The organism is Shewanella sairae, assembly GCF_023283535.1.
GTDB lineage: Bacteria > Pseudomonadota > Gammaproteobacteria > Enterobacterales > Shewanellaceae > Shewanella > Shewanella sairae.
In genome coordinates this window covers 25368-51186 of record NZ_JAKILT010000001.1, presented here as the reverse complement: position 1 = coordinate 51186, position 25819 = coordinate 25368, and the positions used below count along the sequence as shown (strand labels likewise).

General features: G+C 43.6%; 22 protein-coding genes and 3 tRNA genes. 10 read left to right on the top strand and 15 right to left on the bottom strand.

What is annotated here, in order from left to right; genetic code table 11:
* Window positions 1-7: 7 nt before the first annotated feature.
* The 5 genes from L2748_RS00195 to pspA all read right to left on the bottom strand — a co-directional run bounded on the left by L2748_RS00195 (window position 8) and on the right by pspA (window position 4086).
* Window positions 8-1102 carry a TIGR01620 family protein gene (locus tag L2748_RS00195; RefSeq protein WP_220780779.1) on the bottom strand — a complete coding sequence of 365 codons (1095 nt, stop codon included), beginning with the start codon at window positions 1100-1102 and terminating at the stop codon, window positions 8-10.
* A 43-nt stretch (window positions 1103-1145) separates the two neighbouring features.
* Window positions 1146-2591, bottom strand: coding sequence for a YcjX family GTP-binding protein (locus L2748_RS00190; RefSeq protein ID WP_220780780.1), 1446 nt, complete (start codon window positions 2589-2591; stop codon window positions 1146-1148).
* A gap of 99 nt (window positions 2592-2690) precedes the next feature.
* On the bottom strand, window positions 2691-3083 hold the full coding sequence (gene pspC, locus L2748_RS00185) for an envelope stress response membrane protein PspC (protein ID WP_220780781.1): 393 nt from the start codon (window positions 3081-3083) through the stop codon (window positions 2691-2693).
* 64 nt (window positions 3084-3147) lie between these two features.
* The gene (gene pspB, locus L2748_RS00180; protein WP_220780542.1) at window positions 3148-3381 is read right to left on the bottom strand and encodes an envelope stress response membrane protein PspB; all 234 of its coding nucleotides are present in this window, start codon (window positions 3379-3381) and stop codon (window positions 3148-3150) included.
* A 21-nt stretch (window positions 3382-3402) separates the two neighbouring features.
* Window positions 3403-4086, bottom strand: coding sequence for a phage shock protein PspA (pspA, locus tag L2748_RS00175; protein ID WP_220780543.1), 684 nt, complete (start codon window positions 4084-4086; stop codon window positions 3403-3405).
* A 175-nt stretch (window positions 4087-4261) separates the two neighbouring features.
* On the opposite strand from pspA, the gene pspF reads away from it, so the two are divergent.
* The 7 genes from pspF to fabV all read left to right on the top strand — a co-directional run bounded on the left by pspF (window position 4262) and on the right by fabV (window position 12101).
* Entirely contained in the window at window positions 4262-5341 is a 1080-nt protein-coding gene (gene pspF, locus L2748_RS00170) for a phage shock protein operon transcriptional activator (RefSeq protein WP_220780544.1), read from the top strand.
* A gap of 64 nt (window positions 5342-5405) precedes the next feature.
* On the top strand, window positions 5406-7034 hold the full coding sequence (locus tag L2748_RS00165; RefSeq protein WP_220780545.1) for an ABC transporter substrate-binding protein: 1629 nt from the start codon (window positions 5406-5408) through the stop codon (window positions 7032-7034).
* Window positions 7034-8065, top strand: coding sequence for an ABC transporter permease (locus L2748_RS00160; RefSeq protein ID WP_220780546.1), 1032 nt, complete (start codon window positions 7034-7036; stop codon window positions 8063-8065). Before L2748_RS00165 ends, L2748_RS00160 begins: the two co-directional genes overlap by 1 nt.
* Window positions 8052-8942, top strand: coding sequence for an ABC transporter permease subunit (locus tag L2748_RS00155; protein WP_220780547.1), 891 nt, complete (start codon window positions 8052-8054; stop codon window positions 8940-8942). Before L2748_RS00160 ends, L2748_RS00155 begins: the two co-directional genes overlap by 14 nt.
* 4 nt (window positions 8943-8946) lie before the next feature.
* Window positions 8947-9954, top strand: a complete 1008-nt coding sequence (locus tag L2748_RS00150) for a peptide ABC transporter ATP-binding protein (protein ID WP_220780548.1) — start codon at window positions 8947-8949, stop codon at window positions 9952-9954.
* A complete protein-coding gene (locus L2748_RS00145) occupies window positions 9935-10720 on the top strand; it encodes an ATP-binding cassette domain-containing protein (protein ID WP_220780549.1) in 786 nt (261 codons plus the stop codon). The genes L2748_RS00150 and L2748_RS00145 overlap by 20 nt, the downstream gene beginning before the upstream one ends.
* Before the next feature lie 178 nt (window positions 10721-10898).
* A complete protein-coding gene (gene fabV / locus L2748_RS00140; RefSeq protein WP_220780550.1) occupies window positions 10899-12101 on the top strand; it encodes an enoyl-ACP reductase FabV in 1203 nt (400 codons plus the stop codon).
* A 311-nt stretch (window positions 12102-12412) separates the two neighbouring features.
* Here fabV and L2748_RS00135 read toward each other — a convergent pair whose 3' ends face one another.
* The 9 genes from L2748_RS00135 to L2748_RS00095 form a co-directional block, all read right to left on the bottom strand.
* Window positions 12413-14278 carry a SurA N-terminal domain-containing protein gene (locus L2748_RS00135; RefSeq protein ID WP_220780551.1) on the bottom strand — a complete coding sequence of 622 codons (1866 nt, stop codon included), beginning with the start codon at window positions 14276-14278 and terminating at the stop codon, window positions 12413-12415.
* Between the two features lie 216 nt (window positions 14279-14494).
* Window positions 14495-14782, bottom strand: coding sequence for a nucleoid-associated protein HU-beta (gene hupB, locus L2748_RS00130; protein WP_220736800.1), 288 nt, complete (start codon window positions 14780-14782; stop codon window positions 14495-14497).
* A 241-nt stretch (window positions 14783-15023) separates the two neighbouring features.
* Window positions 15024-17381, bottom strand: a complete 2358-nt coding sequence (lon, locus tag L2748_RS00125; RefSeq protein WP_220780552.1) for an endopeptidase La — start codon at window positions 17379-17381, stop codon at window positions 15024-15026.
* Between the two features lie 144 nt (window positions 17382-17525).
* Window positions 17526-18803: an ATP-dependent protease ATP-binding subunit ClpX gene (gene clpX / locus L2748_RS00120; protein WP_220780553.1), complete on the bottom strand. Its 1278-nt coding sequence runs from the start codon at window positions 18801-18803 to the stop codon at window positions 17526-17528.
* A gap of 84 nt (window positions 18804-18887) precedes the next feature.
* Window positions 18888-19499 (bottom strand): ATP-dependent Clp endopeptidase proteolytic subunit ClpP, encoded by a 612-nt coding sequence (gene clpP, locus L2748_RS00115; RefSeq protein WP_028768224.1) that lies wholly within the window; start codon window positions 19497-19499, stop codon window positions 18888-18890.
* A gap of 89 nt (window positions 19500-19588) precedes the next feature.
* On the bottom strand, window positions 19589-20893 hold the full coding sequence (tig, locus tag L2748_RS00110; protein ID WP_220780554.1) for a trigger factor: 1305 nt from the start codon (window positions 20891-20893) through the stop codon (window positions 19589-19591).
* A gap of 255 nt (window positions 20894-21148) precedes the next feature.
* A tRNA-His gene (locus L2748_RS00105) sits at window positions 21149-21224 on the bottom strand.
* 8 nt (window positions 21225-21232) lie between these two features.
* A tRNA-Arg gene (locus L2748_RS00100) sits at window positions 21233-21309 on the bottom strand.
* Window positions 21310-21372: 63 nt separating this feature from the next.
* Window positions 21373-21449, bottom strand: a tRNA-Pro gene (locus L2748_RS00095).
* A 447-nt stretch (window positions 21450-21896) separates the two neighbouring features.
* Here L2748_RS00095 and folD point away from each other — a divergent pair.
* Window positions 21897-22751 (top strand): bifunctional methylenetetrahydrofolate dehydrogenase/methenyltetrahydrofolate cyclohydrolase FolD, encoded by an 855-nt coding sequence (gene folD / locus L2748_RS00090; protein ID WP_220780555.1) that lies wholly within the window; start codon window positions 21897-21899, stop codon window positions 22749-22751.
* Window positions 22752-22863: 112 nt separating this feature from the next.
* On the opposite strand, the gene cysS is transcribed toward folD, so the two are convergent.
* Window positions 22864-24243 carry a cysteine--tRNA ligase gene (gene cysS / locus L2748_RS00085; protein ID WP_220780556.1) on the bottom strand — a complete coding sequence of 460 codons (1380 nt, stop codon included), beginning with the start codon at window positions 24241-24243 and terminating at the stop codon, window positions 22864-22866.
* Between the two features lie 311 nt (window positions 24244-24554).
* Here cysS and L2748_RS00080 point away from each other — a divergent pair, with 311 nt between their 5' ends.
* Together L2748_RS00080 and L2748_RS00075 are read left to right on the top strand one after the other, a co-directional pair.
* Entirely contained in the window at window positions 24555-25049 is a 495-nt protein-coding gene (locus L2748_RS00080; protein WP_220780557.1) for a peptidylprolyl isomerase, read from the top strand.
* A 10-nt stretch (window positions 25050-25059) separates the two neighbouring features.
* Complete coding sequence (locus L2748_RS00075; RefSeq protein WP_220780558.1) at window positions 25060-25776, top strand: UDP-2,3-diacylglucosamine diphosphatase; 717 nt, start codon at window positions 25060-25062, stop codon at window positions 25774-25776.
* Window positions 25777-25819 lie beyond the last annotated feature (43 nt).

Below are 25819 nucleotides of genomic sequence, written 5' to 3'. Positions count from 1 at the left end.
TGAGTCATTAACGATGCTCGGCTTGCTTTTCAGCTTTCATGGTTTTGGACAATACACTCGCCGATAGTGCTTTCAAGTCAATTAATAACTCTTTGTGGATCCCTGAAAGCTTAGGTTTTGATTGCGGGTTAAATGCGAGTGGACGACACAAAGACATAGCTTGATAGCCTAGTCTCGCGGTGAGTAAACCACCACCTAACCCTTGGCCAAGCCTAGCTGAAAGCTTGCCGGACATTTCTACCGACAATAATTGGGTACCTAAGTCAGTGATAATTTCGCTAGAACCTGCATAAATAATATTGCCAATGATACTTCGGATAAGTTTAATCCGGCTCCAGTAACCAAGCTCTACACCATAACAAGTCGCAATCTTATTGATCATACTCTGATTACGCCACAGAATAATGGCCATATCGAGCACCGCAAGCGGACTGGCAGCCAACAATAACGCAGATTCTTGGGCAAAACGCCGGACTATCTTCTTAGCCACTAAATCGCGCTCAACCAATACAATTGAATCAAATAACACCAGTTTTTCGGCATCATTATGCTCTGGTGTCACGCTTTGCCAAAAGCGATTGGTTTGCTCTGTTTGCGGTAATTTATCAATAACGCCATCAATAAACGGATCGGCTTCACCCATCTGCATACTTTGCACTAATCGATTACCTACGCTTTGGCTATCTTCTATCTGCTTCAACGCTTTTAGTTTACGCCACTCTGAAAAGGTGATTTTCCCCGCCCAGATTGCAACTAACCCCGTCACACCAGCATATAGTGCAAATAGCCAACTACTTTGGGTTAATGCAGCTTGCAGGCTCAAAATGGCTTCAACCAGCACTAACAAAGCAATGCCGACTAAACATAACTTACCGAGCAAACCTGATTTTCCAGGTTTTGTTGCGCCATCTTGCTCTAGGTTATCGAACCCCGCCAAGCATTGCTCAACTAAGGTTTCTAGTTCAGGCTCTGATAGCAGCTCACTTTCAACAAACTCTACTTTTTCGTCAAAGCGATTAGCGGCTGATAATTTCGCTTCAGCCTTTGGCTCATTATCATCGAACCTTTGCTGTTTCCTAATTGGACTTTCACCTACTGACATACACTCTCACTTAACGACATCCTGTCAACGGACGCCGCAAAATTTACTGCAACTTATCACCCAATAAAAACTGCAACACGTGATCTAAACGAATATGTTCAAAATCAGCATTACTGCGTTGAGGATGTTGATTTCTCATTGGTGCAAAATTAATAAACTCAAAACCTTGGTTGTCCCAAAAATCTGCAGAAGGCAGAGACTTAGGTACTTCACCTGGATATAAGGTCGCGGGTTTAGATTGGTTAAGCTCTGTTCCTCGCACCACTTCAATCTCTCGGCCATCTTGCTTAACCATGCCATGGGTCGTTGATTTAATCGCGCTGATCGCCATGGTTTCAACTTCACAACCTTCAAATTTTGCATGTTGCTGACTTTGGTGCACTAACTGCGTTAATAACGACAGCACGTTGCCCTGCTGATCACGGGTAATATGATCCACTTTGCTGGCGGCAAACAATAGCTTATCAATTTTAGGTGAGAACAAACGCTTCAACAGGCTCGACTGGCCAAACTGAAAACTTTCCATCACCGCATGAATCGCCGAATTCATATCTTCAAACTGAGCCCGGCCTCTGTTTAACGGTGTAAAGCAGTCAACTAGCAATAACTGTCGATCGAATTTGGCAAAATAGTCATGATAAAAAGGCTTAACCACACGCGCGACGTACTCTTTATAGCGCTGTTTTAAAGTGTGATAAAAACTGTTTGCAGCCGACTGTTCTAACGATTCAAAGCCGATATCATCTAACTCTAACAATGGGAACAGTGCCAATACAGGCGTGCCCTCAAGTTCACCAGGCAATAACAACCGCCCGGGCTGAGCATAATAAAAGCCATGATTCGTCACGCAGTCTTGCAGCAGCTTTTGATAGCAATCTGCAACCTGTTGCAGCTTCAGCTCATCTGCTGCAGCCGCTAAATCGATACTCTGCACTAACAGTTTAAATTCATCGTAATATGCAGAGTGCTTAAAAACCGTCTTTCTTGCTACTTGGGTATTGGACCACTGTTGAAACGACAGTTTTAGCATAGGTAGATCAAGCAGCCACTCACCCGGATAGTCGACAATATCTAAGTAAAGTGTCGCGCTATCGGTAAATTTTGACAGCAAGCCTTTAGCTGGGCGATAACGAATGGCTAAACGAAGTTCGCTGATGCTGCGAGTAGAAACAGGCCAGCTTGCAGGCTCTGCAATGAGTGCCTTGATTGCGGCGTCGTAATTAAAACTCGGAATGGTTAAATCCGGCTGCATATCACGTTTAACGCCGTATAAGCGACCATCTCGTGCTACCTTCCAAAGCGGTAAATGTGAACTAGTTTCGCTAAGCCCACTGTGTAGCAATTGGTTGACTAAACCGGTTATAAACGCAGTTTTACCCGCACCGGCTAAACCCGTTACCGCCAAACGTAAATTTTTATCTGTGGTTCTAAGTGCGACAGCCTGAGTATTTTTACTGAGTTTTTTGAGGGAGCGTTTAAGACTTGCCATAAAATGAAGTAAAACCCACTAGAGAAAGTTCTAGGGCAGTATAACCTGCCCCGTCATTGAACTGTAATTTATAGCTTGTTAAGGCTTGAACTCATGCCACTATAAATTATTGATTTGACTTTTAAGGTCGTAGTTATCAGAAGTGACGTGACGCTCAAGATTCTGCAATCTCACTTCAAGTGATCTAAATTGGCTATTTACATCCCTTAATGCCATTTTAGCCGGCTCACCTGACTGCCATACCTTTTTCTTCAGCCCAATTTCTTTGTTTGCAACTTCGTTCTTACCTGTGCCGGGTTTGATATCCAAAATCATCCAAAGTAGCACATAGATGATTAACACAATGCCAGAGCCGCCGAGTAAAAAGATTGAAGCTGCGACAACTCTCACTAACCAAGTTTCAAAATTAAAGTAGTCCGCAATCCCTGAACAAACACCTGCAATTTTACCTGATTGAGGAATGCGATATAAGGTTCTATTTCCTTCGCTCATCTCTACTTCCTCCTTATATTAGTTGATTAAATAATACTGATTAACCGAGATGGATATCGCCATTTTAGTCATGGCGATTTCTCCACTGTGGCGCCTCGCTGTCTAAAATGGCTTCTAGCGTTTCGATGCGATGCGACATCTTATCCGCTTTAGCGATTAACTCATTTAACTGGTTAAATTCCTCTTCAGTAAGCCCTTGGCTAACCTGGCGCTTACTGCGGTAATGAAGTATTAACCAAATGGGCGCCACAATGACCATAAAAATAATAATTGGGGCCATTAAAATATCTGGGTCCATAGCTCAACTCCTTGTTGGTTATTACTTAGATTTTGCTTTAGCTTTGCTTTCTTTCATTTTCGCTTTAAGTGCTTCTAGCTCTGCATTCACAGAATCTTCAGCTTCTAAAGCAGCAAACTCGTCGTTCAGGGTATTTTTATTGCCTAAATCATACGCATCAACTTGTGATTCTAGCCCTTCAACACGACGCTCGTATTGCTCAAATTTGCTCATCGCGTTATCGATTTTGCTTGAATCAAGCTGCTTTTTTACTTCTAAACGAGAAGATGCTGTTTGCTTACGCATAATAATGGTCTTTTGACGTGCTTTAGCATCTGCTAACTTTTCTTGTAGCAAGTTAACTTCTTCTTTAAGACGTAAAATGTGCTCTTCAACCACCACTAATTCAGCAGCCAATGTTTGCGCAAGGTCATTGGCTTTTTGTTTTTCAACCAATGCCGCTTTAGCGAGATCTTCACGGTCTTTTGAAAGTGCAAGCTCAGCTTTGCTTTCCCAATCATGCACCTGCTCTTGTACTTTAGCGATACGACGAATAATCTCTTTTTTCTCTGCTAATACTTTAGCTGAGGTTGAACGTACCTCAACTAGCGTGTCTTCCATCTCTTGAATGATAAGACGAACCATTTTTTCTGGATCTTCAGCCTTATCAAGTAGTGCGCTGATGTTTGAGTTTATGATGTCTGCAAAGCGTGAAAAGATTCCCATAATAATTTCCTCTAATTAACGTTGGATTCGATAAATATAATCCACTTTCTGTGCCAACTTTCATTTTCACCTATAATACAGCAACTTAAACAATTTATTAACTTTTACTTTCATTTATAGACTGTGCATCATATTATTATTTTCACCACTTATTAGCGTGAAAGACCAAATAACTGTGAGAAAGCAATTTCAACAAGATAACCTTATTGGACAGTCCAATGCTTTACTGGAAGTCCTTGAGCATATTTCCCAAGTGGCACCTTTATCTAAGCCCGTGCTCATTATTGGTGAGCGCGGCACAGGTAAAGAACTTATCGCTGAACGTTTACATTACTTATCAAAGCGATGGGATCAAAGCTTTATCAAGCTTAACTGCTCGTCATTAAGTGAAAATCTGCTTGAAAGCGAACTCTTTGGTCATGATGCAGGTGCATTTACTGGCGCCAGCAAAAAGCACCAAGGCCGTTTTGAACGTGCCGACGGTGGTACCTTGTTTCTAGATGAACTAGCCAATACTTCTGGGCTTATTCAAGAAAAGCTATTACGGGTTATTGAGTATGGTGAGTTTGAGCGTGTCGGTGGTAGCAAAACCGTGCAAACCGATGTTCGCCTTATCTGCGCTGCTAATGAGGACTTACCAACATTGGCCGAAGCCGGTGAATTTAGAGCCGATCTACTTGATAGATTAGCCTTTGATGTAATTACCTTACCGCCTTTAAGGCATCGCGCTGAAGATATTATGTCGCTCGCTGAATACTTTGCTGTCGGTATGGCAAGACAATTAAAGCTGGAACTGTTTGAGGGTTTTAGTAGCAGTGCAACCCAGCAGCTTATGGACTACCATTGGCCAGGCAATATTCGTGAATTGAAAAACGTGGTTGAACGCAGTGTATACCGTAATGCAGATACCCATACTGCTATAGAGCAAATCATTATCGATCCGTTTGACTCACCGTACCGCCCCACAAAGCGAGTAAAAACCAAAGAGCGCCAGCAAAACACAGCTGCAGACATACCCACACTTCCAGATGAAGTCGAATTAAATTCTGTCGAAGCAGCCCCAGCTAGCCCAGCAGCAAATAGCATTAGTTTCCCAATCGACTTTAAAACCCATTGTGAACAGAGCGAAGTGCAAATTCTAAAACAAGCATTGGAAGCGGGACAATTTAACCAAAAGAAAACCGCTGAACAGCTTGGATTAAGCTATCACCAACTGCGCGGGATTTTAAAGAAATACAACTTACTGGATAAATAATTGCTGTTAGCTAGCGGGCACTGTTAAAATAGCTATTAACGTTCAGCTCAAAAATGATTGTTAAATGAAACTGCTGTTAAAGAGAATTAAGTTGATCACTGGGATCTCTGCGATTAACTTGTTACTCACCGCCTGTGGCCCCCAGCAAGTTCCCACTGGCTTAGTCTATTGCTCAGAGGGAAACCCTGAGACTTTTAATCCGCAATTGGTGACCTCTGGTACTACCATTGACGCCACGTCGCAGCAGTTATACGACAGTTTGGTCGATTACGATCCTAGAACCGGTGACATAGTGCCTGCACTAGCCACCTCATGGCAAACCAGTGATGATGGCTTAAGCTACCGCTTTAAACTGCGCCCTGGTGTGCAGTTTCATCAAACTGACTGGTTTACCCCAACGCGTAAATTTAATGCTGACGATGTAATTTTCTCCTTTAATCGCATTATTAACAGCGCTAACCCGTATCACGATATTTCTAAAACCGGCTATCCGTTCTTTCAAAGCATCGGATTCAAGCAACAGGTAGACAGCATTGAAAAAGTCAGTGACGACGAAGTTGTCTTTCATTTGAGCCAAACCGATGCATCATTTTTAGCTAATTTGGCCACGGGCTTTTCGGTCATTTTGTCTAAAGAGTATGCCGATTCATTGTTAATTCAAGGCAAACCTGAGCAACTCGATAGAATGCCTATTGGTACCGGACCGTTTAAGCTGGTGAATTACGTTAAAAATGAATTTATTCGCTACCATAGAAACGACAACTTCTGGCGTACCCTGCCGGAATTTGAACAGCTAGTGTTTAATATCACCCCACAAAGCAGTGCCAGATTAACTAAGTTAATCACCGGCGACTGCAGTGTTTCTGCGCTGCCTAAAGCCGGTGAACTCCCCGTCATTAAGCTGCACCCGAATCTTGAACTGGATACTCAGCTTGGGTTTAATGTGGCATTTTGGGCATTTAACACCCAAAAGAAACCTTTTGATGATGTACGTGTACGCCAAGCATTAGCTTACGCTGTTGATAAACAAAATATTCTGCGTGCGGTTTATCAAGAAACCGCTATCAAGGCGACCGGAATGTTGCCACCACAATCTTGGGCTTATCATTACAACAAAAGTAGCTACCAGTATAACCCTGAAGAATCCCGCGCTTTACTTGCAGATGCAGGCGTAAAAGATTTAAGCATCGACATTTGGGCTATGCCCGTTGCCCGGATCTATAATCCTAACGCGCTTAAAACGGCAGAGTTAATCCAAGCAGATTTGGCCAATATCGGCGTGAAAGTCAATATTGTCACCTTTGACTGGAGCGTATTTAACCAAAAGTTAAACAATAATGACTACGACTCGGTATTGATTGGCTGGAACGCAGATAATAGCGACCCTGATAATTTCTTCTCGCCTATTATGAGCTGCGCCTCCCTCGACTCATCGAGCAACCGCTCACAATGGTGTAATGCCGAAATGGATAACATTTTAGCGCAGGCTAAAGCCACAACATCTGAACCGGCGCGAAAAATCCTTTATCAACAGGCGGAAGCTTTATTTAACGAACATGTGCCAATGATGACTTTTGCCCATGCCACTCAGCTAACGTTTAAAAGTAAAAATGTGAAACAAACTCAACTCACCCCGTTTGGCGGGATTTCATTTGAAAATGCTAAGACGATAGCGCCTGAAGGAGATTTGTAATGGGTCGCTATTTAGTTCGTCGCTTAAACCTATTTATAGCTACAACCATCGCATTGATTACTGTGCTATTTATCACTACAGGGCATTTCCCTGTCGAAAGACCTTATGCGCTGTCAGGGATAGCGGCACCTACCTCAACACAACTGCAAAATATTACTGATAATTACCAACTAAACGGTAATCAGCTACAGCAGTTTATCGCTTATGCTCAAACCCGTTTAGGCGGAGATTTAGGCTTATCGGTTACCTCACAACGCCCAGTCATTGAAGAACTAACGCAAGCATTACCCGCCTCTTTTGAGTTAGCCATTGTTGCTGGTCTTATCGCGGTATTATTGGGTGTGCCATTAGGAGTGTTGGCTTCATTAAGTAAAAATAAAGTCACCCAGCATAGCATTATGGCAATAACCTTAACCGGTTACTCGATTCCGGTCTTTTGGCTTGGTTTAACGCTATCACTCTGGTTTGGTGTCGAGCTAGGTTGGTTACCTGTTTCAGGCAGAATCAATTTGCTCTATGAAATCCCACCTGTAACTGGGTTTATGCTTATCGATACCTTGCTTTGGGATTCTGTTTACCGTGTATCAGCTTTTAAAGATGCCGTGTTTCACATCATTTTGCCATCAATCACCTTAGCGGTATTGCCCTTTACCGTAGTAGTGCGTATTACCCGCTCGGCAATGTTAACGATTATGGAGCAGCCCTATATTAAAGCCGCTGAAGCGCGTGGCTTGCATACAGGCACCATTGTACTGCGCCATGCACTGCCAAATGCCTTGATCCCTGTCTTGAAAAATATGGGGCTAATGCTTGGTACATTTGCCAGTTACGCCATGATAGTGGAAGTCATCTTCTCACGCCAAGGAGTGGGCAGCTGGCTGGTATCTGGCATTTATCAACGAGATTACACGGTGATCCAAGGTGGCGTTTTAGGGGTCGCAATGATTATCATCTTCTTCAGTATTTTAATTGAAGTGCTGCATACCGCCTATAATCCACTAAGTAGGAAAGAAATTTATGCCGCGAATTAGAATCTACCAAGAAGATCATATCCCTTCGCCCATGCAAAAAGTTTGGCAGGCATTTGCCGATAACCCTTTTGCATTAATGGGGCTTTGGGCTGTGTTCTGTTTACTTACCTTGGCAGTATTTGGTCCTTGGATTGCGCCATTTTCACCAGAGCAGCAAGACCCTTTGGCATTATTGTTACCACCTTCTTGGGACGCAAGTGGCACAGTTGAACACTTTCTTGGTACTGATGATTTAGGTCGAGATATTTTTAGTCGTTTACTACACGGCGCCCATCTTACTTTCGGTATGGCACTTGCTATCGTATTAGCCTCTTTGGTAGTCGGGTTTGTAATTGGCTCTATATCAGGCATGATGAAGGGACTTAAATCCTCTATTTTGAGCCACTTACTAGACGCTTTACTGTCTATCCCATCTTTATTACTGGCAATACTGGTCGTCGCCATTATGGGTCCCGGCTTAGATAACGTTTTTTGGGCTGTGGGTATTGCATTAACGCCGCAATTTGTAAGAGCTATTCACCAAGCGGTGCATGAAGAACTGCAAAAGGATTATGTCACCGCCGCTAAGCTTGACGGTGCTAATTCGATTCAGGTCTTTTGGTATGTCATTATGCCTAACGTGTGGGAAACCGTGATCATTCAAACCACACTCGCTATTTCAGCAGCTATTCTCGACATTGCCGCATTAGGCTTTTTAAACCTTGGCGCACAAGCCCCCTCACCAGAATGGGGGGCGATGGTGTCGCAAGGACTCGATAACTTATTGACCGCACCTTGGACCGTGACTATTCCAGGGGTTGCCATTTTATGCAGCGTTTTAGCTATTAATTTAGTTGGCGACGGTTTGAGATCGGCGTTATCGCCCATCAGAAATTAATATTATGCCTTTACTCGATATTCGTAACCTCACCATTGAACTCGACACTCCACAAGGACGAGTAAAAGCCCTTGAACGTGTGAGCTTGATGATTAACCCAGGTGAGCTTCATGGCCTTGTGGGTGAATCTGGTTCCGGCCGCACCTTACTCGCACGCGCTATTCTTGGTGTACCAGGGCATAACTGGACCATAACCGCTGACCGTATGATGTGGGATGGCCAAAACCTGATGGACATGTCTGCTAAACAGCGCCGTAATTTAATGGGTAGTGAAATTGCAGTCATATTCCAAGATCCTATGGGTAGCCTAGACCCTGCTATTACTGTCGGTAGCCAGTTGATTGAGGCAATGCCTCAAGACAAGAAAACGTCATTTTGGCGACGAAATAAAGCCCGTAAAGCCGTTGCACAAAAATGGCTACACAAAGTCGGTATTAAAAATACCGAAGAAGTGATGAGTAGCTATGCATGGGAGCTGTCTGCTGGTGAATGCCAAAAAGTCATGATCGCCATGGCCATTGCCAATCAACCAAGACTGCTGATTGCCGATGAGCCAACCGACTCAATGGAGCTAAGTACGCAGGCACAAATATTTAGATTACTTAGCAAACTAAACCAACTGCATAGCGTATCCATTTTATTGATTAGTCATGAACTCGATACACTATCTGGCTGGTGCGATCAGCTGACCGTACTTTATTGTGGACAAGTGATGGAGTCAGGTCCTACGGCTGAAGTGCTAGAGCAACCTTTTCATCCTTACACCAAAGCTTTGCTCGATAATATGCCTGACTACTCTGGCGGTTTAGCCCATAAATCTATGATGCAAACTCTGCCAGGCTCGTCGCCTGCATTACAGCATCTGCCGATTGGTTGCCGTTTGGGCCCCCGCTGCCCTCAAGCGCAGAAACGTTGCGTCAGCAAGCCAAGTCTTTGCCACCAAAAAGACCGCTATTTTGCTTGTCATTTTCCTTATAACAGCGAGCCATGTAATGACGACACCCCTTCTTAAGGTTACCGATTTAAGCAAAAGCTACTATGCAGGTTATAAACGTTTTAAACGTCAATATAACCATGCTTTATCGCCAGTTTCATTTGAACTCAATCAAGGCGAAACCTTAGCTATTGTTGGTGAGGCAGGTTCAGGTAAAAGTACCATCGCCCGTATTTTAGTTGGCGCAGAGATGCGTAGTGGCGGCGAGATCTTCTTTGAAGGAGAAGCGCTTGAAAAACAAGATTTAAAGCAACGCTGTCGTATGATCCGAATGATTTTCCAAGATCCTAATACTTCGCTGAATCCAAGACTCACCATTGGTGAGCTTTTAGATGAGCCACTTAAATTTAATACCGACTTGGACAGCCATGAGCGTAAAACACAAGTTATTGATAAGCTAAGAAAGGTCGGCTTGTTGCCTGAGCATGTTGAGTTTTATCCACACATGATTTCTGAAGGGCAAAAACAACGTGTGGCCGTTGCCCGCGCATTGATGCTGGACCCTAAAATCATTATTGCCGATGAAGCCCTGACAGCACTAGACCTCTCTGTACGCTCACAAATCCTCAACTTGCTACTCGAATTGCAGCAAGAGATGGGGCTGTCTTATATTTTCGTATCGCATAATATGAATATCATTCGCCATGTCAGTGACAAAATTATGGTGTTGAAAAAAGGGGTTATGGTAGAGAAAGCCACTACAGAGCAACTATTTAACGCACCGCAACACGAATACACTCAGCGATTAATCCAAGAGCAAAGCTTATTTACTCGAAAAAAATAAACTGGATTAATCTGTGCACGATAAGTCAGTTGCAGTTAAAAATGGTAAAAACCTGCTTTTGCAAAAATAGCTAAACTGCTCCAACCACTGATAAAAAGGCCGTTTTTTCATAAAAAAAAGTGCCATTTGATGTCGGTTTAATTATCCTAGAGACAATTTTTTAAGAGAATCAAAAAATATGATCATCAAACCTAGAATCCGTGGTTTTATTTGTACTACGACCCATCCTGTTGGCTGTGAAGCTAACGTTCTTGAGCAAATTAACTTTACTAAAGCTAAAGGCAAGATTGCTAATGGCCCAAAGAAAGTCTTAGTTGTTGGCTCTTCAAGCGGATACGGTCTTTCTTCACGCATCACCGCAGCTTTTGGTAGCGATGCCGCCACGTTAGGTGTGTTTTTTGAAAAGCCAAGTACTGAAACTAAACCAGGTACTGCAGGCTGGTACAATTCAGCGGCTTTTGACAAGTTTGCTAAGGCTGAAGGTCTATATTCAAAAAGCATCAACTGTGATGCGTTTAGCCACGAAGCCAAACAAAAAGCGATTGAGCTTATCAAACAAGACTTAGGTCAAGTTGATATGGTGGTCTACTCTCTAGCGTCTCCTGTCCGTAAAATGCCAGATAGCGGCGAAGTTATTCGCTCGTCACTAAAGCCTATTGGCGAGACTTACACTGCAACGGCAGTTGATACCAATAAAGATCTCATTATCGAAGCGAGCGTAGAACCTGCAACTGAGCAAGAAATTGCTGATACAGTAACGGTTATGGGCGGCGAAGATTGGGAGCTTTGGATGCAAGCACTATCTGAAGCTGGCGTATTAAGCGACAACTGCAAAACTGTCGCTTACAGCTATATTGGTACTGAGTTAACTTGGCCAATCTACTGGCACGGTGCGCTTGGCAAAGCAAAAATGGATCTAGACCGTGCAGCGCAGGCACTGGATGCAAAACTTTCAGCAACAGGCGGTAGCGCCAACGTAGCTGTACTTAAAAGTGTTGTCACTCAAGCAAGTTCTGCAATTCCTGTTATGCCACTTTATATCGCCATGGTATTTAAGAAGATGCGTGCAGCAGGTCTACATGAAGGCTGTATCGAGCAGATTAGCCGCATGTTCAATGAACGCCTATTCAAAGCTGATGGCACTGCGGCAGACGTTGATGACTCAAACCGTCTACGCTTAGATGACTGGGAGCTTCGTGAAGAGATCCAGCAGCATTGCCGTGATATGTGGCCGCAAGTGACCACTGACAACCTAGCTGAGCTCACTGACTACCGCGAGTATAAAGAAGAGTTCTTGAAGCTATTTGGCTTTGGTGTCGAAGGTATTGATTACGAAGCAGACGTTAATCCACACGTTGAGTTTGACGTAGTTTCAATCTAAATGATTTAGCCATTGGCTAAATCATACTCAGTATAAAACGCCGCATTCATTGCGGCGTTTTTTATTGCCTCGATAAAGCTCCCTGCACGTCGCACTACTTTCGCATGGCTTATCTAAATGAAAACAGACATGAGGTTACCCCACTGGGGGCATTACGCAGTACTTACCGTAAGTAGTGAGTTCCTATATATGCTTTAGCATGAAACTGATTAAATCATGTCAAATTTCAGACATAAAAAAACCGGCTATATTAGCCGGTTTTTTCTACCTCGTTAGAGGCTATATGCTTACTTATGCCGTAATGCTAACTACTACTCTGCAGCAGGATAAAGGACTTCACCTTTAGCCTTTAGAGAAGCAATTACAGCGCGGTAGTCATTTTCACTGTACTGAGAGCTTAAACGCTGTGTCAGTGAATCTAATAGATTAGTATCAACACCTTCAGCTGCATTCACTTGCTTAAGCACAACAACAGCGTAACCATTTGCAAGCGCAACGGTATCTACTGAAGGCTTATCTGTTGGTTGTGCCATCGCAAATGCTTTGTTCACAATCGCACCGTCAACATCTTGTGCAAAACGTGCAAGCTTATTAACTGCAATAAAGTCAGCAGTGTCACCTGATGCCTCAACTGCAGTCATCACTTCTTGTGCTTGCTTACGTGCAGCTTCATTAGCTTGCTCTTGCTTTAGACGATTAGCAATTGCGCTACGCACATCAGCTAGATCCATGGTGCCAGCAGCTTTGTGAGAGTTAACACGAATAACCACAACGTGATTTGGTGCAACTTCCAATACATCACTGTTCATACCATCTAGCAGCACATTAGACGAGAACGCTTCTTGCAATAGATCCGGTTGGCTAAACAATTCTGGCGGATTAGTGCGAGTAAACTCAGGAGTTGTTTTAACTTCAACACCAAGATCTTTCGCTGCATCAACTAATGTATCTGGTACTTCGTAGCTCGTATCCGCTAACACTTGCTGTAGTTCGTAGAACTTATCAACCGCTTGTTTATCTTTAAGCTGAGCAACAATCTTTTCTTTAACATCAGCAAATGGCGCTTGAGCCCCTGCTTGAATGTCTAATGCTTTGATAATGTGGTAGCCAAAGTTAGTCTTCACTACGTTTGAATAGTCACCTTTATTCAACGCAAATAATGCTGCATCGAATTCTGGCTCCATAACACCCGCTTCAAACCAGTCTAGTTGACCGCCTTGCTCGCCGCTGAAGGTATCTTCAGACTCTGTTTTAGCAACTTCAGCAAAGTCAGCGCCGTCTTGAAGCTGTTTGTAAATCGCTTCGGCTTTCGCTTTGGCAGCATCTTCATCATCCCCTAGTTGAACTAGGATATGTGCAGCTAAACGCTTTTCAGCTTGTGTGTAGTTAGCTTTATGTTCGTCATAATAAGCTTGAGCTTCTGCATCTGTTACTTGAACATCTTTTGCCAAGTCATTCGCATTTAACTCGATGTAGTTAAGGCTAACAACCTCTGGACGAACAAACTGAGCTAGGTTCGAATCGTAGTAATTCTTAACCTGTTCATCGGTAACGCTGATATCAGCCAAAAATGGCGTCGCATCAATAACTTTATAATCGATATCACGAGTTTGCCCCTGAAGCTCTGCTACATACTTAGCTTCGCCAGGAAGTACAAACTCAGAACCTACCAATGTTGCAACAAGCTGACGACGAGTCATATCCGTACGCATCATGTCGCGGAACGAATTTGCTTGATAGCCTAATTGACGCAAGATTGCTTGATAACGATCGTTATCAAATACGCCATCAGTTTGAAATGCTGGTTCTGTCATAATCGCTGCTTTGATCTGTTCATCAGAAACACGAAGACCTAATTCTGCAGCATTTTGGTCGAGTAATTTATCAGCGACAAGTCGCTCTAATACACTCTGCTTAACACTTTGCATGTAGTTGTCATCAGCTGATAGCGTAGCGAACATGTCGCCCAACTGCTGCTCTAAACGACTACGTTCGTTTTGATATGCTTGCTCTAAAGCCGAGTTGCTGATCTCTTCACCATTTACGGTAGCAGCTGCAACCTCAGTTGAAGAACCCAAATAACTACTTACACCCGTAAATGCAAAAGAAAGTATCACAAGGATTAGGATGCTTTTAGCAATGACGCCTTGTGAGCCTTCGCGAATCTTTTCTAACATCAGACTTCTCGCTTGTTGCGATTAATATAATAAAAAGGCGCATCACTATCGAGATGCGCCTTTTTGTAATTTATAGGAGAGGAACAATAAAGCTCTAACTCCTGCTGACTAAATTAAGCGAATACTTAATTTACGTCCTTTCTATTTGTAAAAAGCACTGTTATGACAGTGCTTTTTTACAATAGCCTTACAAAAGGCTGCATTGCTAACTTTATATTAGTTAACAGCGTCTTTTAGAGCTTTACCAGCTTTGAATGCTGGAATGTTTGCTGCTGCGATTTTGATCTCTTTACCCGTTTGTGGGTTGCGACCAGTACGCTCAGCACGTTGACGCACTTCGAAAGTACCGAAACCAACAAGAGCAATCTTATCGCCTTCTTTAAGACCGTCAGTAACAGCGCCGATGAAAGAGTCTAAAGCACGGCCAGCAGCCGCTTTAGAAATGTCAGCACCAGAAGCGATTTTCTCGATTAGTTCAGATTTGTTCATGTCATCCCCTTGAATGTAATTTGTGCGCCGCACCCAAATCCTTGTCTAGAGCGGTCTGCGGAGGCTTTTTATAACAAGCTTAGAACCAAAGTTCAAGCCTTATAGGAAAACCAAAGAAATAAATTAGGATACTACTCAAAACCAGTCACTCCAAGGGCTGGAGCGACTGACTCTCCACGGACTTAGGCTACCACAGCTTGATACTGAGGTAAGCCCCTTTTTACGTTTTTTTAATGCATTCCTGCAATTTATTGCGTTAGTCCACGTTTTCTACTACTTCGAAACCTTCAACTGGTCGTTCAAGCGCCAATTTCAGGACTTCATCAACCCACTTCACTGGATGGATTTTCAAATCGGCAATCACGTTTTGTGGTATTTCTTCTAAGTCGCGTTCATTTTCTTTTGGAATAAGAACAACTTTCGTGCCGCCGCGGTGCGCAGCTAAAAGTTTTTCTTTTAATCCACCAATTGGCAATACTTCACCGCGAAGGGTAATTTCACCGGTCATCGCCACATCAGCGCGAACAGGGTTACCGGTTAGGCTTGAAACCAACGCAGTACACATTGCTGCACCTGCTGATGGACCATCCTTTGGTGTAGCCCCTTCTGGTACGTGTACGTGAATATCACGTTTTTCGTAGAAGTCTGGGTTAATACCAAGCTGTTCAGCACGAGCACGTACAACGGTCATTGCCGCTTGGATAGACTCTTGCATCACGTCACCCAGCGAGCCGGTATAAGTCAGCTTGCCTTTACCTGGTACAGAGGTCGCCTCAATTGTCAGTAAATCACCACCAACTTCTGTCCACGCTAAACCAGTAACTTGGCCAATTTGGTTGTTTGATTCAGCTTTACCGTAATCACAACGCTGCACACCTAAGAATGACTTCAGGTTGTCTTGATTAACTTCAACATGCTTAATGCTCTTATCAAGCAGAATTTGCTTAACCACTTTACGGCAAATCTTCGACAGCTCGCGCTCTAACGCACGTACGCCCGCTTCACGAGTGTAGTAACGGATGATGCCGATAATAGCACTATCATCAACAGTCACTTCTTTTGCCTTTAAGCCGTTACGTTCAATTTGCTTTGGCAACAAGTGTTGCTTAGCAATATTAAGCTTTTCATCTTCGGTATAACCCGACAAACGAATCACTTCCATACGGTCAAGCAGCGGGCCTGGAATATTCATTGAGTTTGACGTGGCAACGAACATTACATCAGATAAGTCGTAATCGACCTCCATGTAGTGATCGCTAAATGCTGAGTTTTGCTCAGGATCTAAGACCTCTAAAAGCGCAGAAGCTGGATCGCCACGCATATCACTGCTCATCTTATCGATTTCATCAAGCAGGAATAATGGGTTTTTAACGCCCACTTTAGACATCTTTTGAATCACTTTACCCGGCATAGAACCAATATAAGTACGGCGATGACCACGGATCTCCGCTTCGTCACGCACGCCGCCTAATGCGACACGCACATACTTACGACCGGTTGCTTTTGCAATCGATTGACCCAGTGATGTTTTACCTACACCTGGTGGTCCAACTAAACAAAGAATTGGACCTTTAAGTTGCTTAACGCGGCTTTGCACGGCTAGATACTCTAAAATACGCTCTTTGACCTTTTCTAGACCAAAGTGATCGGTATCAAGCACGTCTTGCGCTTTCGCTAAATCACGTTTGATTTTAGAGCGCTTGTGCCAAGGCACAGACACCATCCATTCAACGTAACTTCTCACCACTGTCGCTTCAGCAGACATTGGCGACATCATTTTCAGCTTATTAAGCTCTGCAGAAGCTTTTTCTTTCGCCTCTGCTGGCATTTGCGCTTCTTCAATCTTTTTCGCTAAACTTTCAAACTCATCATGAGACTCGTCAATGTCGCCAAGTTCTTTTTGAATCGCCTTCATCTGCTCATTCAAGTAGTACTCGCGCTGACTCTTCTCCATCTGCTTCTTAACACGGCTACGAATACGCTTTTCAACCTGAAGTAGGTCAATTTCAGCTTCCATCATCGCCATTAGATATTCGATACGCTCGCTTACATTCACCATTTCAAGCACAGACTGTTTGTCTTCAAGCTTCAGCGGCATATGCGCCGCCATGGTGTCAGCAAGTCTTGCCGCTTCATCTATTCCTGAAAGCGAAGTCAGTACTTCTGGTGGGATCTTCTTATTAAGCTTGATATAGCCTTCAAACTGTCCAACCGCAGAGCGAACGAGCACTTCCTCTTCTTTTTCAGACAATGGCTCTGATTCAAGATAGTGTGCTGTTGCTTGGAAGATATCTTCTTGGTCGATATAGTTGTCGATGCGGGCACGTTGGCCGCCTTCAACTAATACCTTTACAGTGCCATCAGGCAGCTTAAGTAACTGCAATATTGAAGCGACTGTACCAACATCAAAAATGTCGTCGCTGCTAGGGTCGTCTAACTCAGCATCACGCTGGGCGACTAAAATAATTTGCTTATCTTGCTCCATTGCTTTTTCTAAGCAACGAATAGATTTTTCTCGACCGACGAATAACGGAATTACCATATGGGGATAAACCACCACATCTCTGAGTGGCAGTACGGGTAGTTCGATTCGCGCATCACGCTCTAGGGTCATAGCTCGATTCCGTTTTTTATGATTACTTATGAGTATATTGGGATGATTGGATAGGTTTCAATGGTGAAAGAAAATTAATTGAAGAAGTGTACAAAAAAGGAGCCATATAGGCTCCTTTTATACTATCTAGCTGTAGATGATAGCTTATTCTGCGGTTGCTGCTTGAGTTTCGTTGTTGGCGTAAATCAAGATCGGCGTAGATTCACCTTTGACCACTGATTCATCGATAACCACTTTAGCAACGTCGTCAGTTGATGGCAGGTCGTACATGATATCTAGTAAGATCCCTTCAACAATTGAACGTAGACCACGAGCACCGGTTTTACGCGTTTGCGCTTTAAGGGCAATCGCCTTTAACGCATCTTCTCTGAACTCTAGATCGACACCTTCCATCTCAAACAATGCAGCAAACTGTTTAGTAATCGCATTTTTTGGCTGAGATAAAATTTGGATTAACGCTTCATCATCAAGTTCTGCAAGTGTCGCTAAAACTGGCAAACGACCAATGAACTCTGGAATCAAACCAAATTTCACTAAATCTTCTGGCTCTACTTCTAAAAGTCTATCAGAGATATTCTTCTTATCAGCTTCGCCTTTAACCTGTGCACCAAAACCGATACCGCTACCTACGTGTGCCCGTTGCTCGATAACTTTTTCAAGGCCAGCGAATGCACCACCACAGACAAATAAGATCTTAGAGGTATCAACCTGTAAAAACTCTTGTTGAGGATGTTTACGACCGCCTTGTGGTGGAACTGCAGCAACTGTACCTTCGATCAGTTTCAATAGTGCCTGCTGTACACCTTCACCTGAAACATCACGTGTAATTGACGGGTTGTCAGACTTACGACTGATTTTGTCAATTTCATCGATATACACGATACCACGCTGTGCTTTCTCTACATCGTAGTCGCACTTTTGTAGTAGCTTCTGAATGATGTTCTCAACGTCTTCACCCACGTAACCCGCTTCGGTTAATGTCGTTGCGTCAGCCATAGTAAATGGCACATCAAGAAAACGTGCAAGCGTCTCTGCAAGTAGTGTCTTACCGCTACCCGTTGGACCAATCAACAAGATGTTACTCTTACCTAGCTCGACACCGTCTTTCGGACTGGCATTTCTAAGGCGTTTATAGTGATTATAAACCGCGACAGAAAGGACTTTCTTAGCCTTATCTTGACCGATAACATAATCATCTAGATGTGCTCTTAACTCATGCGGTGTAGGCAGTCTATCTTGATCTTGTTTTGGTGAAATCTCTTTGATCTCTTCACGAATGATGTCGTTGCATAATTCAACACACTCATCACACACATATACAGAAGGCCCAGCGATGAGTTTTCTTACTTCATGCTGGCTCTTGCCACAAAAAGAGCAGTACAGCAGCTTTCCGCCGTCACCGTTACCTTTGTTTTCACCCATTACTTTACCTCTGTTTGCAGTAGCTCTACTGCTTGAATCTTTTCAATACTTCTTCTTTGAGCATAGCTCAGAGCGAAGTAAAAATCAGTCTCGTTTTGTCATTACTGAATCAACTAAGCCGTATTCAGCGGCTTCAGTCGCGCTCATAAAGTTATCACGGTCTGTATCACGTTCAATCACTTCAAGAGGCTGACCAGTATGCTCTGCTAACATAGTGTTTAGCTTATTCTTGATACCCAAAATTTCTTGAGCATGAATTGCAATATCAGATGCCTGACCTTGGAAACCGCCCAGTGGCTGATGGATCATCACGCGCGAGTTTGGTAAGCAATGACGTTTGCCTGGCGCTCCGCCAGCAAGTAGAAACGCACCCATGCTTGCCGCTTGACCAATACAAACAGTACTCACATTTGGCTTAATAAACTGCATGGTATCGTAAATAGCCATACCCGCAGTTACGCTACCGCCAGGTGAATTAATGTATAAGTAGATGTCCTTATCTGGGCTCTCTGATTCCAAAAACAGTAACTGAGCAACGATAAGGTTAGCCATATGTTCTTCAACTTGGCCAACAAGAAAGATTACTCGCTCTTTTAATAGGCGAGAATAAATATCATATGAACGTTCACCCTTAGCTGTTTGTTCAACAACCATAGGAACGAGTGCGTTAAGTACTGATTCTGGCGCTTTGTGCATGATTAACTTCCCTAAATAAAAATGGCCCGCATGAGGAACCTCATACGAGCCATTATAAATGGCTAATAGCCATTTAAGTCAAGCGATGGTTACGCGCGACCGGTAGCCTTGTTCATAAATTCTTCAAACTGGACTGCTTTTTCAGTCAAAGTTGCAGATTTTAACAAAGCTTCAACTGCTTGCTCTTCTAGAGCAACGTTGCGCATGTTTTGCATAAGTTCTTCGTTACCATTGTAGTATGCTACAACTTCACTTGGATCTTCATAAGCAGAAGCCATAGAAGCGATCAAACCTTGAACGCGTTCGTCTTCAGCTTTTAGCTCGTTTGTTTTGATCACTTCGCCAAGTAGTAGACCTACTTTAACACGACGCGCAGCTTGCTCAGTGAACAGGTCAGCTGGTAGCTCAGGCATGTTAGCAGCTTGGTCACCGAAACGTTGCATAGCTTGCTTGCGCAATACTTCAACTTCGCCAGTGATTAGCGCTGCTGGCAATTCGATGTCGTTTTGCTCAACTAGACCATTAAGAACTTGCTCTTTAACGTTTGCTTTAAGCGCTTGCTCAAGTTCACGGCTCATGTTCTTGCTGATTTCAGCGCGAAGAGCGTCGATGCCGCCTTCAGTGATACCAAATAGTGTAGCGAATTCATCGTTAACTTCTGGAAGGTTAGCCGCTTGAACTTCAGTAAGAGTGATAGCGAAAGTCGCTACTTTACCCTTTAGGTTTTCAGCGTGGTAATCTTCAGGGAAAGTCACTTCGATATTGAACTCTTCACCCGCTTTGTGACCTTCAACGCCAGACTCGAAACCTGGGATCATACGGCCGCTGCCTAGTTGAAGTTCGAAATCGTCAGCTTTGCCGCCTTCAAACTCTTCACCATCGATAGAACCAACGAAGTTGATTTTAGCTTTGTCGCCTTCAGCAGCTTCACGCTCAACAACTTCAAAAGTTGCGTGTTGCTTACGAAGTGTTTCGATCATTGCATCAACATCTGCTTCAGTTACTTCAGCAGTTGGTTGTTCAACAGTGATTGACTCTAGACCTTTTAGTTCAACTTCTGGATAGATTTCAAAAGTAGCAACAAACTCAAAGTTTTCGCCTTCAGTTGAACCAGCAGTTAACGTAGGTGCGCCAGCTGGGTTTAACTTCTCAGCAATGATAGCTTCAACGAAGTTACGCTGCATCACTTCACCAGTGATGTCTTGACGAATAGCTTTACCATAACGCTGGTTAATTACGCTTACAGGTACTTTTCCTGGACGGAAACCTGGGATACGGGCACGCTTAGCTTCGCTTTTTAATGCTTCTTTAACAGTGTTCTCGATCTGCTCAGCAGGTACAGAAATTGTTAGGCGACGCTCTAGGCCTTGTGTGGTTTCTACAGAAACTTGCATTTTTTTACCTCGAAATATGTCTATCGTCCTTTGCAATAGTCGAAAACTCAACTATTCAGGTATTCGTTTCTTGATCCATAAATTTAACCAAAATGCCCAAAAATACTGACGTTCGGCACAGGTATCTTTTAGTTGATAATTATCAAGACGCGACATTATAGCTATGGATTGCGCCAGAGTCGAGCCTCAAAGCGTGATTTACAGGCGTAAAAAAAGCGACCTAGGGTCGCTTTTTTTACTTCTTTACAGAATGAGTGGGGTGACTGATGGGGTTCGAACCCACGACAACCGGAATCACAATCCAGGACTCTACCAACTGAGCTACAATCACCACAAAAATGGTACGCCCGGCAGGATTCGAACCTGCGGCCACCCGCTTAGAAGGCGGGTGCTCTATCCAACTGAGCTACGGGCGCTCGGTAATGAAAATAATTTCATTTCCTGAACTGGGCAACTAACGTTCCACGTTAGTTTAAATGTGGTCGGTGATAGAGGATTCGAACCTCTGACCCTCTGGTCCCAAACCAGATGCGCTACCGGGCTGCGCTAATCACCGAAATTTTGAAACCTGATGTAAAGTACGCTTTTACGCTGGGACACCCTTTACTGTTTCTGGCTCTCTTGAACAACAACTTGCTGCCTCGTTGAGAACGGAGCGCATAGTACCCCCACACCTAAATATCGTCAATGACTTTTTAAAAAAAACTTACCTACATGATTACTTTGCAAGCTAACAGGTTTCAGTTTAACCAATTAGCTAGAAATTACATCAATATTGAACCATTCAGGTTCGATTTAATTGATTAAGCTTATGGCAACAGTTTCTTTTATTGAACGCATAATAAAATAAAAGAGTACGCCAATCTTATTTAAGGTCACAAGAAGTCGATTATCCGTATATTAGAATTGATTGTTAATTATCTAAACCAATGACACTTTACGGCGCTCCTGCTAAAATGTCGCGGTTTTCCATTATCGCGCCGTATAAAGGACACCTACCCCAATGACAGCCCAAAATATCGATGGTAAAGCGATTGCGCAAACCATTCGAACGCAACTCAAAGATAAAGTAACCGCCCGCAAAGAGGCTGGTCAAAGAGTTCCAGGTTTAGCCGTAATACTTGTAGGAGCAGACCCAGCTTCACAAGTTTATGTCGGCAGCAAACGCCGCGCCTGTGAAGAAGTCGGTTTTATGTCTCGTTCATACGATCTAGACTGCAGCACCTCAGAAGAAGCACTTTTGTCATTAATTGACGAATGTAACGAAGATCCAAGTATTGATGGCATTTTAGTTCAATTGCCGCTACCTGAGCATATTGAAGAATCAAAAGTCATTGAACGTATTCGCCCAGACAAAGATGTTGACGGTTTCCACCCGTACAATGTCGGACGTCTTGCACAGCGTAGCCCAGTTTTACGCTCATGCACCCCGATGGGGATCATGACGCTGCTCAAGTCTACTGAAATTGATACCTATGGTTTAGATGCGCTGGTTGTCGGAGCCTCTAATATTGTCGGCCGCCCTATGGCACTTGAGCTTTTATTAGCTGGTTGCACCACAACTATCTGTCATCGCTTTACTCGCAATCTTGAAGATAAAGTAAGACGTGCTGACCTAGTGGTTGTTGCCGTAGGCAAGCCAGGCTTTATTCCTGGTGACTGGATTAAGCCAGGTGCAGTCGTTATTGACGTGGGGATTAACCGCCTAGAAAACGGTCAGCTGGTTGGCGATGTAGAATTTGATGTTGCCGCTCAGCACGCAAGCTTTATTACCCCTGTGCCAGGCGGCGTTGGTCCTATGACCATCGCAAGCCTGCTAGAAAACACCTTATACGCTTGCGAGCAGTATCACGACTAGCTCAGTCAAAAGCTCCCCACCTTAAATATAATCTACCAGTATATTTAAGGTATTAAAAAGCCTGCATTAGCAGGCTTTTTTGTTTTCGTATCAAACGACTTATCGCTAAGAACTACTTCTTACGCCAAGTCGTACCTTCTGGGCCATCTTCTAAGATCACACCTAATGCATTTAAGCCATCACGTGCAACGTCTGCTGCAGGCCAATCTTTTTCTGCACGAGCGCGATTACGCTCAGCAATTAAGGCTTCAATTTCGGCAACTTCATCGTCACTGCCTTCACCTTTAAAGAAGGTATCAACGTCTTGGCCAAGAATACCCAGCACGTCAGCGAGTTCTTTAAGCGCAACACCTAACGCAGAGGCTTTAGTGATGTCAGTTAGCTTAAGACGGTTAATTTCACGTACCATGTCAAACAAGACTGAATAGGCTTCTGGTGTATTAAAGTCATCATCCATCGCTGATTTAAACTTAGCGACAAACTCTTCAGCTGGTGCAGCCTCAATAGTTAGGTCAAGATCTTTAAGAGCGGTGTAAATACGCTCAAGACCAGATTTTGCCTGCTTTAAGTTATCTTCTGAATAATTAAGTTGGCTGCGGTAATGACCAGACAACAAGAAATAACGCACTGTCGCTGCATCATAATGACCTAATACATCACGGATAGTGAAAAAGTTATTCAAAGATTTTGACATCTTTTCTTTATCAACCATCACCATACCTGTATGCATCCAGTAGTTTACATACGGCGTATCATGGGCGCAGCAAGACTGGGCAATTTCGTTTTCGTGATGCGGGAACTGCAGATCAGAGCCGCCACCATGAATATCAAAGTGATTGCCTAAGTGCTTGCTGTTCATTGCTGAACATTCAATGTGCCAACCTGGGCGACCAGGTCCCCATGGCGACTCCCATGTAGGCTCACCAGGTTTTGACATTTTCCATAATACGAAATCCATTGGATCGCGCTTGGCATCTTCAATTTCTACGCGAGCGCCCGCTTGCAACTGCTCAAGATTTTGACCAGACAAACGACCATATTCAGGGAATGACGACACACTAAATAGCACGTCACCATTCGATGCAACATAAGCATGCTCACGCGCGATAAGCTTTTCAACCATGTCGATGATTTCAGGCATATGCAAGGTTGCACGTGGCTCATTATCAGGACGCGCCATATTCAATGCATCAAAATCACGATGCATCTCAGCAATCAAGCGCTCAGTTAAATCGTCGCAGCTTTCGTTGTTTTCGTTAGCACGTTTAATAATTTTGTCGTCAACGTCGGTAATATTACGCTGAAAGTTAACATCGTAACCGCTGTATCTTAGGTATCTTACAATCATGTCGAAAGATACAAATGTACGCCCGTGGCCAATATGACATAAATCATAGATGGTCACCCCACACACATACATGCCAACCTTTCCTGGTTGTAATGGCACAAACTGCTCTTTTTGGCGGGTAAGACTATTGTAAAGCTTCAACATTGATTCTTCTCTTCAACGGCTATCTGTAAAAATGTGTGGTTCAGTCTACCATTGCAAAAGAGGCTGTTCCAAGCTGTTTTGGTGTTGAAAGTTCGCAAAATTGAGCATATAACCCGCATCAAGGTTAGATTAGGATCTAATCATGATAATCCTATGGCGAATTCTGTTCCTTACAGCGTCAATTCAGCACAAACATCAAGCATAAGACTGTTAAATTGGCGCCGCTAAACACACAGTGCTTTATGGTGTTGGGCAATTACGTTAGAATCCTGCCATTATTGACAAAGTATAAAATAACGAGAGTTTTAAATATGATCACACTGCATACCAACCACGGCGAAATCAAATTAGCCCTAAATGCTGAGAAAGCACCTAACACAGCAGCTAACTTCGTTAACTATGTTAAAGAAGGCTTTTACGACGGTACTGTTTTTCACCGTGTAATCGACGGCTTCATGATCCAAGGTGGTGGTTTCACTGAAGATATGGGCCAAAAGCGTCCAAACGAAGCGATTGCAAACGAAGCAAACAACGGTTTATCAAACAAAACCGGTACTATCGCGATGGCGCGTACGTCAGATCCACACTCAGCGACGGCTCAGTTCTTCATTAACGTTGGTGACAACACTTTCCTAGACTTTAAGTCTGAGTCAGCGCAAGGCTGGGGTTACTGTGTATTTGGTGAAGTTGTTGAAGGCATGGAAATCGTTAACAAAATCAAAGCGGTTAGCACAGGTAACCGTGGCATGCATCAAGATGTTCCTCTTGAAGCTGTTGTTATCGAAAAAGTGACTATCGAAGAGTAATATTGCCTCGATGCGCACTCTATTTGTGGGCGATTTGCACTTAAGTGCAGATCGTCCCGATATCACCCAAGCATTTCTTACCTTTCTTGATACTCAGCTTGACGATACGGATGCCTTATATATCCTTGGTGACTTATTCGAAGTCTGGGTCGGCGATGATATTGCCGAGCCGTTTGCCAATCAACTTGCAGATGCCATCAAAAAAGCGTCTCTAAAGCTGCCGATCTTCTTTATCCACGGTAATCGAGATTTCTTAATCGGTAATCGTTTTGCCCAAGACTGCGGCATGAGCTTACTTCCAGAAGTTTACAACATAGATTTATACGGGGTACCAAGTGTAATCCTGCACGGTGACAGCTTATGTACGCTCGATAAGGCTTATCAACGTTTTCGTCGATTCAGAAATCAAAGCTGGGCCAAATGGCTTTATGCCCATTTACCTAAGTCCAAACGCTTAGATATTGCGGCAAAACTGCGTAGTAAGAGTCAGAGCAGCAATCAGCAAAAAAGCTATACCATTATGGATGTTGAGCCTGATGCGGTACTTGAGCTGCTTAATGCCACTCAAACTGAGCAAATGATCCACGGCCATACCCATAGACCCGCAATCCATCAGTTACCCAATGGTAAACGCCGTATTGTGGTGGGAGATTGGTACGAGCAAGGCAGCATGCTAAGTGTTACTAAAGACAGTGTAGAACTGATTGAACTCCCTTTCGGCAAGTAATCGATAACTTGCCGTTATTTCGCTAACTCCTACAAGCTTCTAA

Excerpts from the sequence above, each read along its gene's own strand:
- pspA (WP_220780543.1), bottom strand. The coding sequence starts at position 4,086 with ATGGGAATCTTTTCACGCTTTGCAGACATCATAAACTCAAACATCAGC.
- L2748_RS00080 (WP_220780557.1), top strand. The coding sequence starts at position 24,555 with ATGATCACACTGCATACCAACCACGGCGAAATCAAATTAGCCCTAAAT.
- L2748_RS00155 (WP_220780547.1), top strand. The coding sequence starts at position 8,052 with ATGCCGCGAATTAGAATCTACCAAGAAGATCATATCCCTTCGCCCATG.
- L2748_RS00150 (WP_220780548.1), top strand. The coding sequence starts at position 8,947 with ATGCCTTTACTCGATATTCGTAACCTCACCATTGAACTCGACACTCCA.
- pspB (WP_220780542.1), bottom strand. The coding sequence starts at position 3,381 with ATGGACCCAGATATTTTAATGGCCCCAATTATTATTTTTATGGTCATT.
- clpX (WP_220780553.1), bottom strand. The coding sequence starts at position 18,803 with ATGGGTGAAAACAAAGGTAACGGTGACGGCGGAAAGCTGCTGTACTGC.
- tig (WP_220780554.1), bottom strand. The coding sequence starts at position 20,893 with ATGCAAGTTTCTGTAGAAACCACACAAGGCCTAGAGCGTCGCCTAACA.
- L2748_RS00190 (WP_220780780.1), bottom strand. The coding sequence starts at position 2,591 with ATGGCAAGTCTTAAACGCTCCCTCAAAAAACTCAGTAAAAATACTCAG.
- cysS (WP_220780556.1), bottom strand. The coding sequence starts at position 24,243 with ATGTTGAAGCTTTACAATAGTCTTACCCGCCAAAAAGAGCAGTTTGTG.
- L2748_RS00135 (WP_220780551.1), bottom strand. The coding sequence starts at position 14,278 with ATGTTAGAAAAGATTCGCGAAGGCTCACAAGGCGTCATTGCTAAAAGC.
- L2748_RS00075 (WP_220780558.1), top strand. The coding sequence starts at position 25,060 with ATGCGCACTCTATTTGTGGGCGATTTGCACTTAAGTGCAGATCGTCCC.
- L2748_RS00160 (WP_220780546.1), top strand. The coding sequence starts at position 7,034 with ATGGGTCGCTATTTAGTTCGTCGCTTAAACCTATTTATAGCTACAACC.
- L2748_RS00165 (WP_220780545.1), top strand. The coding sequence starts at position 5,406 with ATGAAACTGCTGTTAAAGAGAATTAAGTTGATCACTGGGATCTCTGCG.
- pspC (WP_220780781.1), bottom strand. The coding sequence starts at position 3,083 with ATGAGCGAAGGAAATAGAACCTTATATCGCATTCCTCAATCAGGTAAA.
- fabV (WP_220780550.1), top strand. The coding sequence starts at position 10,899 with ATGATCATCAAACCTAGAATCCGTGGTTTTATTTGTACTACGACCCAT.
- L2748_RS00145 (WP_220780549.1), top strand. The coding sequence starts at position 9,935 with ATGACGACACCCCTTCTTAAGGTTACCGATTTAAGCAAAAGCTACTAT.
- lon (WP_220780552.1), bottom strand. The coding sequence starts at position 17,381 with ATGACCCTAGAGCGTGATGCGCGAATCGAACTACCCGTACTGCCACTC.
- clpP (WP_028768224.1), bottom strand. The coding sequence starts at position 19,499 with ATGCACAAAGCGCCAGAATCAGTACTTAACGCACTCGTTCCTATGGTT.
- L2748_RS00195 (WP_220780779.1), bottom strand. The coding sequence starts at position 1,102 with ATGTCAGTAGGTGAAAGTCCAATTAGGAAACAGCAAAGGTTCGATGAT.
- folD (WP_220780555.1), top strand. The coding sequence starts at position 21,897 with ATGACAGCCCAAAATATCGATGGTAAAGCGATTGCGCAAACCATTCGA.